The organism is Collinsella sp. AM36-4AA (assembly GCF_003467795.1).
Lineage (GTDB): Bacteria > Actinomycetota > Coriobacteriia > Coriobacteriales > Coriobacteriaceae > Collinsella.
The window spans coordinates 21,768-35,785 of sequence record NZ_QSHS01000006.1 but is presented as its reverse complement, the minus strand read 5'-3'; the positions used below and the strand labels follow the sequence as shown (position 1 = coordinate 35,785).

Sequence of the window (14,018 nt, the reverse complement as noted above, 5' to 3'; positions counted from 1 at the left end):
GCGCGTGGGCGCGTGGGCGTAAACTTTTAGTTGGGCAAACCCGACAGATTGGAGCTTGAAACATGAGGGATATGCACCTCATGTCGCTCATAAAACGTCTCCTGACCTCGAAGGAGAACGTTTTTTAGCGACAGAAGGAGACATAAATATGATCTGGTTTACCAGCGACACCCACTTCGGGCATGAGAACGTGCTGAAGTTCACCGACCGCCCGTGGGAGACGATTTGGCAGATGAACGACGCCATCGTCGACAGCATCAACGGCAGGGTTGCCGTGGACGACGAGCTCTACATCCTGGGTGATTTCTCATTCAAGATGACCGCCCAGGACGCCTACGGGCTGCGCAAGCGGATCGCCTGCAGGCGCATCCACCTCGTCCCGGGAAACCACGACAAGGACTGGACCCAGCCGGCGGTCGCGGGCGCCTTCACCGTGGAGCCGCCGATCTGCGTGCTCAAGATCGACGGGCAGAAGATCGTCCTGAGCCATTACCCCATGGCCGACTGGCAGGGCATGAGCCATGGATCGTGGCACCTCCACGGGCACATCCACAGCAGCGGCGGCGCGTACAACGAGTTCAACCGCAAGCAGGGCCTTCTGCGCTACGACGTCGGTTGCGATGCCAACGGGCACTCCCCGGTGAGCCTCGACGAGCTGAGGGAGTGGTTCGCCGGAGTCGGCGAGCCGTGCGGCCGGGTGAAATGGCCCTGGTGGGTCAACGAGACCGGCGACAGGCAGGTCGAGCGCGAGCTGGCGGCGTACAAGAGGGAAGAGGTGATTCGATGACGGTCTATGTGACGGGCGACATCCACGGTGGGCTCGACATGCAAAAGCTCCGCGACTGGGAGCTTGGGGATAGCCTTACCGGCGATGACTACCTCATTGTCGCCGGCGACTTTGGCTTTCCGTGGGATTTCTCTGCCGAGGAATGCGCCGATATCGCCTGGCTGGAGTCGCGCCCCTACACGGTGCTGTTCGTCGACGGCAACCACGAGCGCTTCGATCACTGGGCGGAGCGACCCATGGAACTGTGGCACGGTGGGCTGACGCAACGCCTGTCGGATACTTCGTCTATCCGCCGCCTCATGCGCGGGGAGGTCTTCGAGCTCGACGGCTCGACGGTCTTCACCATGGGCGGTGCCACGAGCGTGGACAGGGAATACCGCGTGCCGTATTCCAGCTGGTGGCCTCAGGAGCTTCCGGACGAGCGCGAATTCGATGCCGCGCGGGCCAAGCTCGACGAGGTCGGCTGGAAGGTCGACTGCGTCATCACCCATACCTGCGCCACGCGCATGCTCTCGCCGACGCTCTACCCGGACCCGGGCTGGGAACGCCCTGATGTGGACCGGCTGACCGGATTCCTCGACGAGATCGAGGATCGCCTGGACTATAAGCACTGGTATTACGGTCATTTTCACCGAGACGGCAACCCGGACGAACGGCACACGGTGCTGTATGACCGGATCGTGAGGCTCGGGGACAAACTCCTGCCGTGGGGTGCGTACTGATGACGGTCTATGTGACAGGCGACGTGCACGGCAGGGCCGAGTACGGGTCCAGCCGGTTTGCATTCAAAAATTGGCCGCTGGGCCGGACCCTGACGCGCGATGACGCGGTGATCGTGGCCGGCGACTTCGGCTTTGTCTGGGATGGCTCGAATGCTGAGAGGTATTGGCTCGACTGGTTCGAGTCGAAGCCCTGGACCACGTGTTTCGTAGACGGCAACCATGAGAACCACCACGCCCTGGCCGGGCTGCCGGTGCGGGAGTGGAACGGCGGGCTCGTCCATGAGGCACGACCGCACGTGCTGCACCTGATGCGCGGAGAGGTGTTCGATATCGACGGGCTCACAGTCCTTGCCATGGGCGGCGCCGCGAGCAACGACAGGCAGTATCGCAAGGAGGGGAGGAGCTGGTGGCCCGAGGAGATGCCGAGCGAGAAAGAGACGGAACACTGCCGCTCCTCGCTCGACCGCGTGGGCTGGAAGGTCGACTACGTTGTGACTCACGAGGCTCCTGCTGCCCTGGCTAGAGAGCTGTGTCGCGAACGCGGACGTGAGTACCGCGGGGATCCGCTGCAAACCTTCCTGGGTGAGCTCGACGGACGGCTCGGCTACCGCGTCTGGTTCTTCGGTCACTACCATCGCGATAAATGGTGCGACACCAGGCATCGCCTTATCTATCGAGACATCGTGCCGATCGAAGATGCTGCGCCCGGTTCTAGAAACCTTCTAAAAGCGCTCTAGAAGGTTTCTAGAAATCAGTTACCTGACAGGAAGGGCGCGGGACTACTCGCCCCTCATCTTGGTCATGACCTCGACCTTGGCCTCGGCCACGGTCGCCCGCCGCTCGGAGGCGGCGAGGCGGTCCTTGAGGGCGGCGACTTCGGCCATCAGGTCGCGCTGGGCCAGGAGCGCATCGCTCAGCTCGGCTTGGGCTTTCAACGCGGCGTCACGCTCGACGCGCAGACGCTCGATCTCATCGGACATGGCCTCAGCCTCGGCGTGGAGCTGGACGACCTGCCTGCTGAGCTCCCTGGCATCGGCGAGGTATCTGACGCTCGCGGCATGGAGCTCATTGTTTTCGAGCTCGATGCTCGCGGTGTCGAGCTCGAACTTCTCCTCGATAAAGGCGACCCGCTCATTGCAGTCGGCCTCAAGTCTTTCGTTCCGGTCTCTCGCCTCGACGAGCTTGCGGTTGAATTCGTCGAGCTGGGCCCTGAGTAACGCGTTCTCGGTCTTGAGATCGGCGGTCTCGCGCAGCAGCTTCTCTCGCCAAGCCTTTTCAATCTGCTCGGCGGCCTCATCGAGGACGTCCTTCGCGCCGGGCGTCTCGCTGATTTTTCTGTCGTTCGGGTTGTCTGTCATCGTGCGGCACTCCAATCAACAATGGGCATGGCTCCGCCATGCCGTACGGCTGGGAACAAATACGCGGCCGCTGTTGAGTTGTGTTTGTCCTGCGCTTGGTGAGTTCTAAAAGCGTCTCAAGTCATACGTTCACGCAGGTTTTCGATTGGAGAAATACCGCACGTTTTCATGGTATCACGTGCCTTAAAGAACATGAATGGGCGGTCATATCGATTCGTTGAAAATAGCACCTACGACGTGCTGGTGGCGGGAGAGTGATGGCGTTAAAGATGTCGAGAATGATTATGGGAGTATTTTAGATGCAGGTATGAGAAAGGGTCGAATCGAAGTGTCTGGCCGGACGCCAATTGTCCGGGAACTGTTTCGGTTCGACCCTGCTTCATTTTACATCCGCGGCATGTTTTTGTAGACGCCTGGCGATTACCGACCTTCACGACCTCGATGACGGTTTCCCCGTCCTCGATTCTTGCCAGATTGCGGTAGACATGCTGCGTGAATGGTCGGATATCATTTGAGCCAGAATCATCTTCTATTGAAGCGGATTCTGGCTCAGTGGTTTTTAACTCGGTTGTTTGACAGAAGCCCACGTCGATAGTCGGGCTGTGGACTTAAGATTTCGGGGGCTCCCAAGCGTTTTCGATCGCGGCGCGGTAGATTGCAGCGTAATTAAGCATCCAGCTGCCATCACCAGTTTTTTGAATATACCCCTTATCCTTTAGAGAAGTATAGGCTCGGGATATCGTGTTCTTGCTCAAGTGGTAGTGATCCTCAATCCATTTGCTTCTAGCGCAAAAGCCCATGGGCCGTTTGTTTTTGGAAGGTTTTCCAAACTTCCATACGAGGCCGAGGATGAGACGCTCGGCGGCAACGGTGGTGACGCAGCACGCCCACTCGGGCACTGAAATAAAAATAGCTTTATCCATTTTCTCTATAATCTTTCGTTGCTCGGTAACATCATCGTTGAATATGTCGGAAATTGACGGTAGCTCGCTCATGTTTACCGCCTAGTCAAGGTGGGCGGTACGACCTTCAAGCTGCTTGAAAAGCTCATAGAATGAGCTTTCAAACATGTAATTCGAGCGATGGATTTGGATGAGCTTGCCGGACTCGCGCATAAACTTGCGCGCGGTGTTTTCGCTCCAGCCAGTGAGTTCGCGGATATCGTTAACGCGGAGTAACCGATCGCACTGAGCGGCACCAGTGGGGAAAGTCGGTGTGGACGCCTGAGTGCTAATCTGTGGAGTAGCCATGATGAGCTATCCTTTCAATGAGGGCCCTCCCTGTGCTTGTAAGACTTACCAGGTTCATAAGCACTTGGGGGGCCGGTTTTTATGACTACATGCGTAGCCATCTGACAGCTTTAGAATCTATTAAAACTCATTAGATGTCAATCAAATAAAGCGTCTACCTGCGGAAATAGTAGTATAGTACCGTAATATTATTGATGAAACGATGAATGAATGACATGCTATTTCTCGCTTTTCTGTATATAGGCGTTGATGAAGTCTTCGTAGCCTTTAACTGCTTTTATTTCTGATTGTTGAACGAGGCTTGTATACGTTTTGAGCGTGATATTGGGGTCCGCGTGGCCAAGAATACCTTGCACGCTTCTAACGTCCGATCCGTTCGCCAGCATAAAAGTGCTTACACAATGCCTGAGCTGATGCGGGCAGATGCCCTTATATAGTTTTCCGCCAGTCGAATTGTTCGGCTCATAGATTCCAAGATTACAGCTAACTGCGAAATCGCGAAACCAATGGTTGAAGATGTAGTTTTTCATGTGACAGACAGTAGGGACCCCCTGCTTGACAGCAATATCGCTAATGATGGGAGTGCTGCCAGTCTGGGACAGCCCCAGAGAGGCCAGGAGCTCTTTTTGTATGGCTGACCATGATTGAAGGCGTTCGGCCAAGGTTTCTCCAACGGGGATTTTGCGTTGGCTTTCTTGTGACTTGGGTGCCCTCAGTTCATGGTCGTTGGTGTACTGCCTGTCAATTTTCAAGGTTTTATTGGCAGGGTCCCAATCGCGCCATTCGAGGCCCAGCATCTCGCCTTTCCGCATACCCGTATACACTAGTACTAGCGTACCAACAGCTTCGGCGGTGAGCTCAATGTGTTGAAGATGTGTGCATAGGGTAGCTACTTGGTCGATTGTCAGTGATTCTCTTTTGTTGCGTGGTCTGCGAACATGAACGGTAGCGCAGGGGTTTCGGTCAATTATTCTCTTTGCGACTGCATTCGACAGAATCTGACGCAGTTTTGAATTGATTCGTACAAGCTCTGATGGTTTGTATTTTCCCGTACGACGAGCTTCGGCATATGCTTCTTCGATTAGATCGGGAGTTAGCCCCTCAATTGTCTGAAACGCACCGAATAGGTCTTCGATATGCCTGCAATCGTACGCTTCTCTTTCATAGCTCGTTGGCACAAGCTCGGTGTCCCTATTTTCATGAAAGGCCCAGCAGTAGGACGCAAGCAAAGTGGGCTTTTTAGTTTTAGTGATCGTGCCAGAGGAGTTGATTTCAGCCAGCTTGGCCTGCATTGCAGCCTTAGCTTCTGTTTTAGTCTTGCAACGAACCGTATAAGTTGGGGATCGTTTGTAGCGCCCTGTCTTCGGGTCCTTGACTCCAAGGGAAAAATAATAGCGATAGGTGTTAGGTGATCTCTTGTCTTTCCAACACGTGCCTCTTCCGCTAATGAGTGGCTGTTCTGACATCTTTGCACTCCGTTTCTTTGAATAGTTTTCAACAATTCATTGAGTGCAGTTTAGCTAAAGCCGTTAGTAATATGTTTGTAAAAGCATAGGCGCAGCTACCGGAGGCAAAAGACGCAAACTGCTATGTTTATCTGCGGTTATATGATGTTCAATGATGCTTGATGAATGGTAGGGGGTAGCATTAAATCATATCTCCTAAAGCGGGTGTCGACGGTTCGAATCCGCCCGGGGGCACCAGAGATTTGCCGAGCCCGGTACCACCACGGTGCCGGGCTCTTCTGGTCTAAGGGCCGGATTCGGACCGTCGACACCCGCGTCACTCATTTCCCCGCGGGGGGAGTTTTCGAATCCGCCCGGGGGCACCAGAGATTTGCCGAGCCCGGTACCACCACGGTGCCGGGCTCTTCTGGTCTAAGGGCCGGATTCGGACCGTCGACACCCGCGTCACTCATTTCCCCGCGGGGGGAGTTTTCGAATCCGCCCGGGGGCACCAGAGGAATATCGAGCCCGGTACCGCTACGGTGCCGGGCTCTTCTGGTTCATGTCATGTCAAAAACGAAGCGCCCGCTTGCTGGGGAAGCAAGCGGGCGCCTGTGAGCGAATATGTTTGCGGCGAGAGCCGAAATGAGCGGTGGGGTGGCGACTTAGTTGGTCGTACCGGAATCGCCGCCCGTGCCCGTGCCCGAACCCGAATCCGAGCCAGAAAGTGCAACCGTCAGCGTAATCGTGCTGTCGGTGGACTGCTTGCCGGTGGGGGAGACGCCCGTAACGGTGGCATCCTCGTTACCGCTCACGGGATTGCCGTTCTGGTCACAGAAGCCAATGTTATAGAAACCGGCGTTGTTGAGCGCGGTAACGGCGGCGGAAATGCTCTTGCCGTATAGGTTGCCCGGGACGGAGGCCTTGCCGGACTTCTTGGCAATGACTACGGTAATCGTGGCGCCGGGCTTCTGCTTGCCGCTGGGGTTCCAGCTGATCACGGTGCCCTCGGTAACCGAGTCGTTCTCCTGGTAGCTCACGTCGACGCCAAAGCCTGCCATATCGAGGGCGTTGCGCGCCTGGGCCTCGGTCATGTCGGTCAGGTCGGGGACGGACGTGGTATCCGGGCCGCTCGAGACCTTATACGAGATGGTCGTGCCCTTCTCGACTTCCTTACCGGCTTCGGTGCCCTGCTCAAAGACCTGGCCCTCATCGGCCTCGTTGGCCTCCTCGGAGGCGTTGCCCTTCAGGCCAACGCTTGCCAGCGCGGCTTCTGCCTGGTCCTTGGTCAGGCCGACAAGCCGGGGAACCTCAACCTTCTCGGAGGGCTTGGGGCCCTTGGAGATCACCAGGTTCACCTTGGTGCCCTTGGCCTTCTTGGTGTGGCCGTTGGGCGTTTGCTCGGCGACCTTGCCTTCGTCGACATCGTCGTTGTAGCTTTGGTCGATGGTGCCGACCTCGAGGCCGGCTTCCTTGATCAGCTCGACGGCAGTCTGCTGGTCCTTGCCCAGCACGTCGGGCACGGGGACCTGCTCGCCGCCAAAGAGCCCAGTAGCAAAGGCCACAACGATGCCGATGACGGCAACAGCTGCCACCACAGCGGCGATGATCTTGTTCTTGTTGGATTTGGGCTTTTCGACCTCGTAGGAGCCGGTGGAGCCCGAAACCGAGCTACGGGCGGTATTCTGGCCGCTCACGCCCGAGACGGGACGCACCATGGCGCGCGTCTGATCGGAAAGCTCGCGAGTCTTGGTGGCGCCCAGCTCACCGGGGGCACCGATGATGCGCGTGGGCTCCGAGATGTTGACGGCACGGCCCGACAGGTAGCTGTTGAGCACCTGACGCAGCTCGTCAGCGGTCTGGAAGCGGTTTGCCGGGTCCTTCTCCATGCACTTGAGGATGATGCGCTCAAGGTCGGCGTCGACACCGGAGTTGATCTGGCTTGGCGGAATAGGCAGCTCGTTGACCTGCTTGAGTGCGACCGAGATAGCGTCGTCACCGTCAAAGGGAACGCGGCCGGTGGCGCACTCGTACATCACGACGCCCAGCGAGTAGATATCCGAGGTGGGGCCGAGGTCCTGACCGCGGGTCTGCTCGGGGCTGACGTAGTGGGCAGTTCCCAGCACGTTGTTGTCTTGCGTGAGGTGGCTGTTCTTGGCGCGCGCGATGCCAAAGTCCATGACCTTGATGTTGCCGTCGGGCAGCACCATGATGTTCTGCGGCTTGATGTCGCGGTGGATGATCTCGTGCTTGTGGGCGACCGAGAGTGCAGAGCTGATCTGCGATCCGATCTGGGCGACCTTCTTGGGGTCGAGGGCGCCGTGGCTCTTGATTCCGCTCTTAAGGTCAGTGCCGCGCAGGTACTCCATGACGATGTAATAGGTGTCGCCGTCCTTGCCCCAATCGTAGACGCCCACGATATAGGGGGAGGAGAGACCGGCTGCTGCCTGGGCCTCCTGCTTAAAGCGTGCGGCGAAGGTTGCGTCGCCAGCATACTGCGGCAGCATGATCTTGACGGCCACCGTGCGGTCGAGGACCTGGTCCTGTGCACGGTAGACGGTCGCCATACCGCCTGTCCCCACCTTATCCTTGAGGAGGTATCTTCCCCCGAGGACCCTCTGTTCCATTCCTGCTCCTAACATAACTATTCGCTCAACGATGTGTGTAGTACCTACGATGTGGCCGCTGGGGCCGTGTGGCGCGTTGCCGCTAACTCTTCGGCCGCGGCGCGCCTCGGGTGTCCGATTCGATCATGGGCATCACGCTCCCTGCGCGGCAAGCGCCGCGGTCAGGACGATGCCGGCGATCTTGGCGGCCTTGACGTCATGCTTGTCGTAATCCTCTAAGGCCACCGAGATAGCGACCGTGGGTGAATCGTAAGGTGCAAAGCCAACGAACATCGAGTTGACGTTGGTGCCGCCGGTCTCGGCCGAGCCAGTCTTGCCGGCGACCTTGACGCCGGGGATCTGGGCATCGGTGCCGGTGCCGGACTGGACGACGGCAAGCATGGCCTGCTTGACCTGGTCGGCCGTGGCGGAGCTGACGGCCTGACCCAGCGAGCGGGACTGCGTGGTCTTGACCACGGTTCCGTCCGGGGCGAGTACCTGGGCTACAAAGTACGGGTCCATGACCACGCCGCTGTTAGCGATGGCGGCGGCAATCACGGCGTTTTGCATGACGGTGGTCTGCGGGCCGGGCGTGTGGTCCATGCCGACAGGCTGGCCGGCGCCGGCCCAGGCGGTCTCCCACTCGGTCATGAGCGACGGGTCGGCCATGATGGAGGCCGCGGAGGTCAGGTCCTGGCCGAGCTTTTGGCCGTAGCCAAAGGCGTTGGCAAACTGCACGAGCGTGTTTGCGCCAACTTCGTTTGCCACCTGGCCAAAGACGACGTTGGAGGACACGGCAAAGGCCTGCTGCAGGCTGATGGTGCCGTAGCTCTCGTTGGCATAGTTGGTGACCGGCGCGTTGCCGATGTCCATGGAGCCGGGCGCCTGGTAGGTGCTGGTAAGGCTGGCGGTGCCGGTCTCGAGTGCCGCGGAAAGCGTAACGACCTTAAACGTGGAGCCCGGCGTGTACAGCGCGTCCATGGCGCGATTGTACATGGAGCCGTCCTCGCCGCCGCCCGTCTGCAGCAGGGCATCGATGTTGGTGTTGTCGTAGGTGGGCGAGCTGGCACATGCGAGCACCGCGCCGGTACGCGGGTCGATGACCACTACAGCGCCCTTAAAGCCCTTGAGTGCCTGCTCGGCCGCCGTCTGGATACGCGAGTCGATGGTGAGCTTGGCGGTGTTGCCCGGCTGGGTCTGGCCCGCGAGCGACGCGATGGCGTTGTTCCAGCTGGAGTAATCCTTAGAGCCGGTGAGCGTGTCGTTCATGACGCTCTCGATGGCGGTGGTGCCATACTGCTGGCTCACGTAGCCAACCACGTGCGCTGCCAGGTTATCGTTGGGGTAGGAGCGTACGTAGGTGCCGTCCTCCTGCTGCAGCGACTCGGCCAGCGTCACGCCGTCGGACGTGATGATGGAACCGCGCTGGATGTACTTGGAGCGGGCGATGGTGTGGTTGTTGGTCGGCATATCCTGATAGTCCTTGGCCTTGATGACCTGGACATAGGTGAGGTTGCCGATAAGGATGGCGAACAGCGCCGTAAAGGCGAGCACCGCACGGGTTAGACGGTTGGCGAGCGCGACGCGGCCGAGCACACCGGATTCAGGCGTGTCGAGCAGGCGACGGCGCATGCGCGAGCCGACGGAATGGCTGCCGCTGCCGTAGGAAGACGAGGTGGCAAAGCGCGTGCCCGTCGGGGCGGCGGCAGATGCGACCTGATCATCGGTGATGGCGGCCATGGTGCCGGTGCCGGTAAGCTCGGCCTCGCGTCCGGTCGCCTCGTCACCGGCGCGCAGCAGGAGCGCGACGATGATAAAGCTCGCCAGCAGAGAGGAGCCGCCCTGGCTCATAAAGGGCAGGGTGACGCCGGTCAGCGGGATCAGGCGGGTTACGCCGCCAACGATCAAGAAGGCCTGGAAGCTGATGGCGGCGGTAAGGCCCGTGGCACTAAAGGCTGCGAGGTCGGATTTAGCGCGGGCAGCCGTGGTGAGGCCACGCACGGCAAAGAGCATAAACAGGATGAGCACGGCGCCGCCGCCCAAAAGGCCCATCTCCTCGCCGATAGCCGAGAAGATAAAGTCGGACTCGACGACGGGGATGTTGTTGGCCATGCCGTTGCCGATGCCAACACCGACCAGGCCGCCATCGGCAAGCGAGAAGAGCGACTGGACGATCTGGTAGCCCTGGCCCTGGGCGTCCTTAAACGGATCGACCCAAACCTGGAAACGCACCTGAACGTGCGATAGGAACTTGTAGGCGCCCACAGCTCCAACGGCTAAGAGCGCAAGGCCGATAACGACATACGAAAAGCGCCCCGTGGCAACGTAGAGCATCAGCAAGAAAATGGTGTAGAACAGCACGGCCGAACCCAGGTCGCGTTCGAAGACGACGACGAGCAGGCACACACCCCACACGGCAAACAGCGGCAGCAGCAGTCGCAGGCGAGGGATCTTAAAGCCCAGGATCTTGCGGTTGGAGATGGAGAGTAGCTCGCGGTTCTCGGCCAGGTACCCGGCCAGGAACAGGACGATAAAGACCTTGGCGAACTCGCCGGGCTGGATGGTAAAGCCCGCGATGCGAATCCACAGCTTGGAGCCCGAGATCGTGGTGCCGATAAAGATGGGCAGCATCAGCAGAATGATGCCGATGATGCCAAAGGTGTACTTGTAGCGCATAACCACGTCGAGGTTTTTGACCAGTGCAAGCGTTCCCACCATGAGCGCCACCGAGACAAACAGGATGATGAGCTGTGCGATGGCGAGAGCGGGGGCGAGGCGTGTCACGAACGTGATACCGATGCCCGAAAGTATAAATACGATGGGTAGGATGGCGGGGTCGGCGCCGGGCGCCAAGATGCGCACGGCGATATGTGCCGCGGCGAAGGCGGCAAAGAGGCCGATCGGCACGGCGAGCGTCTCAAAGGAGATGGCGGCGCCCGCGGTGAGCACGTACATCGCATACAGCAGGATGACGGGGAACGCCGAGGCGATGAGCAAGAGCAGCTCGGTGTTGCGGCGACTCATAAGCGGCACTCCCTTTCTAGTTCTTTTCGGAGGCTTCGGCCTCGGCGGACTGTTCGGCGGTTTTCTCGGAATCTGATTCGGAGGTCGATCCCTGATTGGTGTTGTCGCGAATCGTTTGCGCGTCAATCACCTGGCGGGTCTGCTCCTCGTCGATCTGGTGGCGGTACTTGGATATCGTGTCCTGCGCATCGTCGACACTTGTTTGCGGAATGCCCGCCTTGAGGCGGTTTTGCGTGTCTTCGGGCAGGTCGGACAGCTTAATACTGGTTTCGCTTTCGAGCCAGTGGAGCTTGAGTCCGAGTGGCTTGCCGGGCAGGCCGCGCCAGACGGCGACATTGCCCTGGTAGGTACCCAGGTAGTACGAGCCGGTGACACCCGTGTAGGCCCAGATGCCAGCTGCCAGCACAAAGACGAGGGCCAGAATGGCGGCGATAGTAATGTTGCGGCGACGCACGCGCTGCGCCTCGCGCATAACGCCATCGTCAACCAGGTCAACGACTACTACGGTCACGTTGTCGTGGCCGCCGGCGGCAAGCGCAGCGTCCACTAGGTTGTCGACGCAGATTTGCGCGGTTGAGGACTGCGTGGCGATGTTCTCGATATCGCTATCGGGAATCATGCTCGAAAGGCCGTCAGAGCACAGGATCAGGCGGTCGCCTTCCTCGATATGCAGAGTGAAGTGGTCGGCATACATGGCGGGGTCCGAGCCCAGCGCACGGGTGATGACCGAACGGTTGGGGTGGACGCGAGCCTCGTCTGCCGTAATCTCGCCGGCGTCCACGAGTTCTTCCACATAGGAGTGGTCGCGGGTCACGCGGATGAGCGTGCCCTCGTGGAGCAGGTAGGCGCGCGAGTCGCCCACGTGGGCGATGGCGAGCGTATCGTTTTCGATATAGGCGCAAGTGGCTGTGCAGCCCATGCCGGGCTTGCCCAGGCCATTCAAGGCGGCCTCGATTACGGCGGCGTTAGCGGCCTCGACGGCTGCCGCCAGGCGTGCGGCGTCGGCGGACTGCGGGGCCGTCTTGGCAATAGTCTCAACGGCGATGGAAGAGGCCACCTCGCCGGCAGCGTGACCACCCATGCCGTCGCATACGCAAAAGAGCGGCGACTGCACCAGGTAGGAATCCTCATTGTGCGGGCGCACGCAGCCAACGTCGGAGCGGGCGCCCCACATGAGTTGCGTGGTGGTGCCGGCATCATAGGTCGAGTCGGTCTCGATGCGCTCCTCGGTCAGGGGTTCAAAGCTCATGGTCGAGCCGGGGTCTTTGAGCTTGGCTTCAACGGCGGCTACGTCGATCTCGGCTGTGTCACCGGGAGAGACGGTGTCGGTCTCGGCGTTTGATTCGGAATCGCCGGTGTCCGGGGAGTCGGGCTCCTCGGACACGCGGGCGGTCGACTCGTCGTCTTGCGGGCTGACGTCTATAGGCTCGGGCGCCGGCGTAGACGCGGGCGCAACCTCGGATGCCGGGGCTATGGGAAACGCCGGCGCGGCGGGCTCGGGTGCCGCAAACACCGCAGCGCTCTCGTTGATTGCCGCGGCGACGGGCTCTGCAAAGTGAGCCGGCGCCGGGGTTGCTTCGGGCGCTGTGGGCTGTTCCGCAGCATGTGCGCCGATGGGCGCCGCTACGGCATCCTCTTCGTCCTCGTTATCGGCGAGATCCGAAATATCATGCGTTACATGCGAAAGAGGCAGGGAGAACACGGTGTCCTCGGGCTCCACGGGTGCGGAGCCCGCCGGAGCGGCGTGGGCCGGCGCAGCTGTGGCGGCGGCCGGTGCCTCGGTCATAGTTGCGGACTTGTTCTCCTCGTCGATCATCGACGGTTCACCTTCATGACCACGTCGCCAATCTGGACTTCGTCGCCCTCACGCAGCGTCGCGGGCTCCACGAGCTGGCGGCCGTTGACGAGCGTGCCGTTAAGCGAGTTGAGGTCCTCGATGATGAGCGCCGGGCCCTGCAGCGAAAAGCGCGCATGCGAGGCCGAGACGAACGGTTCGTTGATGCAGATGTCCGAAGATGGCGAGCGACCGACGATGACGGGGCCGAGCATGTCTACGTGGATGCCGCGGATACCGCGCGGACCCTTGTCCACATCGATCGTCCAGATAGCCGAGTCGCGACGCTGCCCGCGCACAAGTCCCACGCCGGTCTTCATGACGGCGAACAGGAAGATATAGAGCAGGGCGACCAGGACGATGCGGCCTGCAAAAAGGACGATATCGATGTTCATAAGAGACTATCCCCTAAATTCAAAGGTGCTCAGGCCAAACGTCAGCAGATCGCCGTTGCGCAGCGGGCAGCGCGTAATGCGGCGGTTGTTGACGAGCGTGCCGTTGGTGGAATTGAGGTCCTCGATCGACCAATCCGAGCCCGTAAAGGTGAGCTGGGCGTGGCGGCGCGACACGTTGGGGTCGCGCAGGGCAATATCGGAAACTGAGCGCTCGCGACCGATAGTCACCTGTGCGGAGGTGATGCTATGGCTCTCGCCGCTCACGACGTCGACGAGCTGGGCGAGCGGGCGCTGTGGGGCGCGAGTGCTCGCCATGTTGGAGGCGATGCCGGCTGCGGCGCCTAGGCCCACGGCGGCACCGGTCGCGGCGGCTCCGCCCATGCCGGCAAGCGCGTCGCGCGAGACGGTCTGCGGCACCGGGATGGGTGCGGCGGCGGGGTCGGGGACGCTAGGCGCGAAGGGGTCTGCCACGGAAAGCGGGTCGGGAGCGGCGGCGCGAGGCGTCGGCTGCTGCTGGGGCATGGCGGCGGGGCGCTGCTGCTGCGGGGCAGCAAACTGCTGCTGGCCGGCGCGCGGGGCGCTGGCGGCACGGCTTTT

The 14,018-nt window shown here is 60.3% G+C and carries 12 protein-coding genes; 3 read left to right on the top strand and 9 right to left on the bottom strand.

Annotated features, from left to right (window positions below; all coding sequences use genetic code 11):
- The first annotated feature begins 148 nt into the window (after positions 1–148).
- Genes DW850_RS03395 through DW850_RS03385 form a run of 3 tightly spaced genes read left to right on the top strand, consistent with a single transcriptional unit; the run spans position 149 to position 2,246 of the window.
- The gene (locus DW850_RS03395) at positions 149–787 is read left to right on the top strand and encodes a hypothetical protein (protein ID WP_117629690.1); all 639 of its coding nucleotides are present in this window, start codon (positions 149–151) and stop codon (positions 785–787) included.
- Positions 784–1,509 (top strand): metallophosphoesterase family protein, encoded by a 726-nt coding sequence (locus DW850_RS03390; RefSeq protein ID WP_117629691.1) that lies wholly within the window; start codon positions 784–786, stop codon positions 1,507–1,509. Before DW850_RS03395 ends, DW850_RS03390 begins: the two co-directional genes overlap by 4 nt.
- Positions 1,509–2,246 (top strand): metallophosphoesterase, encoded by a 738-nt coding sequence (locus tag DW850_RS03385; protein WP_117629692.1) that lies wholly within the window; start codon positions 1,509–1,511, stop codon positions 2,244–2,246. The genes DW850_RS03390 and DW850_RS03385 overlap by 1 nt, the downstream gene beginning before the upstream one ends.
- Before the next feature lie 42 nt (positions 2,247–2,288).
- On the opposite strand, the gene DW850_RS03380 is transcribed toward DW850_RS03385, so the two are convergent.
- From DW850_RS03380 to DW850_RS10375, 9 genes are all read right to left on the bottom strand, one after another.
- On the bottom strand, positions 2,289–2,867 hold the full coding sequence (locus DW850_RS03380) for a hypothetical protein (protein WP_117629693.1): 579 nt from the start codon (positions 2,865–2,867) through the stop codon (positions 2,289–2,291).
- 608 nt (positions 2,868–3,475) lie between these two features.
- Positions 3,476–3,862: a hypothetical protein gene (locus tag DW850_RS03370; protein WP_117629695.1), complete on the bottom strand. Its 387-nt coding sequence runs from the start codon at positions 3,860–3,862 to the stop codon at positions 3,476–3,478.
- Positions 3,863–3,871: 9 nt separating this feature from the next.
- Entirely contained in the window at positions 3,872–4,117 is a 246-nt protein-coding gene (locus DW850_RS03365) for a hypothetical protein (RefSeq protein WP_117629696.1), read from the bottom strand.
- A gap of 218 nt (positions 4,118–4,335) precedes the next feature.
- Positions 4,336–5,583 (bottom strand): tyrosine recombinase XerC, encoded by a 1,248-nt coding sequence (xerC, locus tag DW850_RS03360; protein WP_117629697.1) that lies wholly within the window; start codon positions 5,581–5,583, stop codon positions 4,336–4,338.
- A 644-nt stretch (positions 5,584–6,227) separates the two neighbouring features.
- Positions 6,228–8,189, bottom strand: a complete 1,962-nt coding sequence (pknB, locus tag DW850_RS03355) for a Stk1 family PASTA domain-containing Ser/Thr kinase (protein WP_117786233.1) — start codon at positions 8,187–8,189, stop codon at positions 6,228–6,230.
- 132 nt (positions 8,190–8,321) lie between these two features.
- Positions 8,322–11,192 (bottom strand): FtsW/RodA/SpoVE family cell cycle protein, encoded by a 2,871-nt coding sequence (locus DW850_RS03350; protein WP_117786232.1) that lies wholly within the window; start codon positions 11,190–11,192, stop codon positions 8,322–8,324.
- 16 nt (positions 11,193–11,208) lie between these two features.
- On the bottom strand, positions 11,209–13,008 hold the full coding sequence (locus DW850_RS03345) for a Stp1/IreP family PP2C-type Ser/Thr phosphatase (RefSeq protein WP_117786231.1): 1,800 nt from the start codon (positions 13,006–13,008) through the stop codon (positions 11,209–11,211).
- On the bottom strand, positions 13,005–13,421 hold the full coding sequence (locus tag DW850_RS03340; RefSeq protein WP_006235180.1) for an FHA domain-containing protein: 417 nt from the start codon (positions 13,419–13,421) through the stop codon (positions 13,005–13,007). Before DW850_RS03340 ends, DW850_RS03345 begins: the two co-directional genes overlap by 4 nt.
- Before the next feature lie 6 nt (positions 13,422–13,427).
- On the bottom strand, positions 13,428–14,018 hold a 591-nt coding region (locus DW850_RS10375), incomplete at its 5' end, for an FHA domain-containing protein (protein ID WP_233540599.1).

What these genes read in the sequence shown, in the direction of transcription:
- DW850_RS03340 (WP_006235180.1), bottom strand. Translation starts at nt 13,421, where the DNA reads ATGAACATCGATATCGTCCTTTTTGCAGGCCGCATCGTCCTGGTCGCC.
- DW850_RS03390 (WP_117629691.1), top strand. Translation starts at nt 784, where the DNA reads ATGACGGTCTATGTGACGGGCGACATCCACGGTGGGCTCGACATGCAA.
- DW850_RS03365 (WP_117629696.1), bottom strand. Translation starts at nt 4,117, where the DNA reads ATGGCTACTCCACAGATTAGCACTCAGGCGTCCACACCGACTTTCCCC.
- DW850_RS03345 (WP_117786231.1), bottom strand. Translation starts at nt 13,008, where the DNA reads ATGATCGACGAGGAGAACAAGTCCGCAACTATGACCGAGGCACCGGCC.
- xerC (WP_117629697.1), bottom strand. Translation starts at nt 5,583, where the DNA reads ATGTCAGAACAGCCACTCATTAGCGGAAGAGGCACGTGTTGGAAAGAC.
- DW850_RS03395 (WP_117629690.1), top strand. Translation starts at nt 149, where the DNA reads ATGATCTGGTTTACCAGCGACACCCACTTCGGGCATGAGAACGTGCTG.
- pknB (WP_117786233.1), bottom strand. Translation starts at nt 8,189, where the DNA reads ATGGAACAGAGGGTCCTCGGGGGAAGATACCTCCTCAAGGATAAGGTG.
- DW850_RS03370 (WP_117629695.1), bottom strand. Translation starts at nt 3,862, where the DNA reads ATGAGCGAGCTACCGTCAATTTCCGACATATTCAACGATGATGTTACC.
- DW850_RS03350 (WP_117786232.1), bottom strand. Translation starts at nt 11,192, where the DNA reads ATGAGTCGCCGCAACACCGAGCTGCTCTTGCTCATCGCCTCGGCGTTC.
- DW850_RS03385 (WP_117629692.1), top strand. Translation starts at nt 1,509, where the DNA reads ATGACGGTCTATGTGACAGGCGACGTGCACGGCAGGGCCGAGTACGGG.
- DW850_RS03380 (WP_117629693.1), bottom strand. Translation starts at nt 2,867, where the DNA reads ATGACAGACAACCCGAACGACAGAAAAATCAGCGAGACGCCCGGCGCG.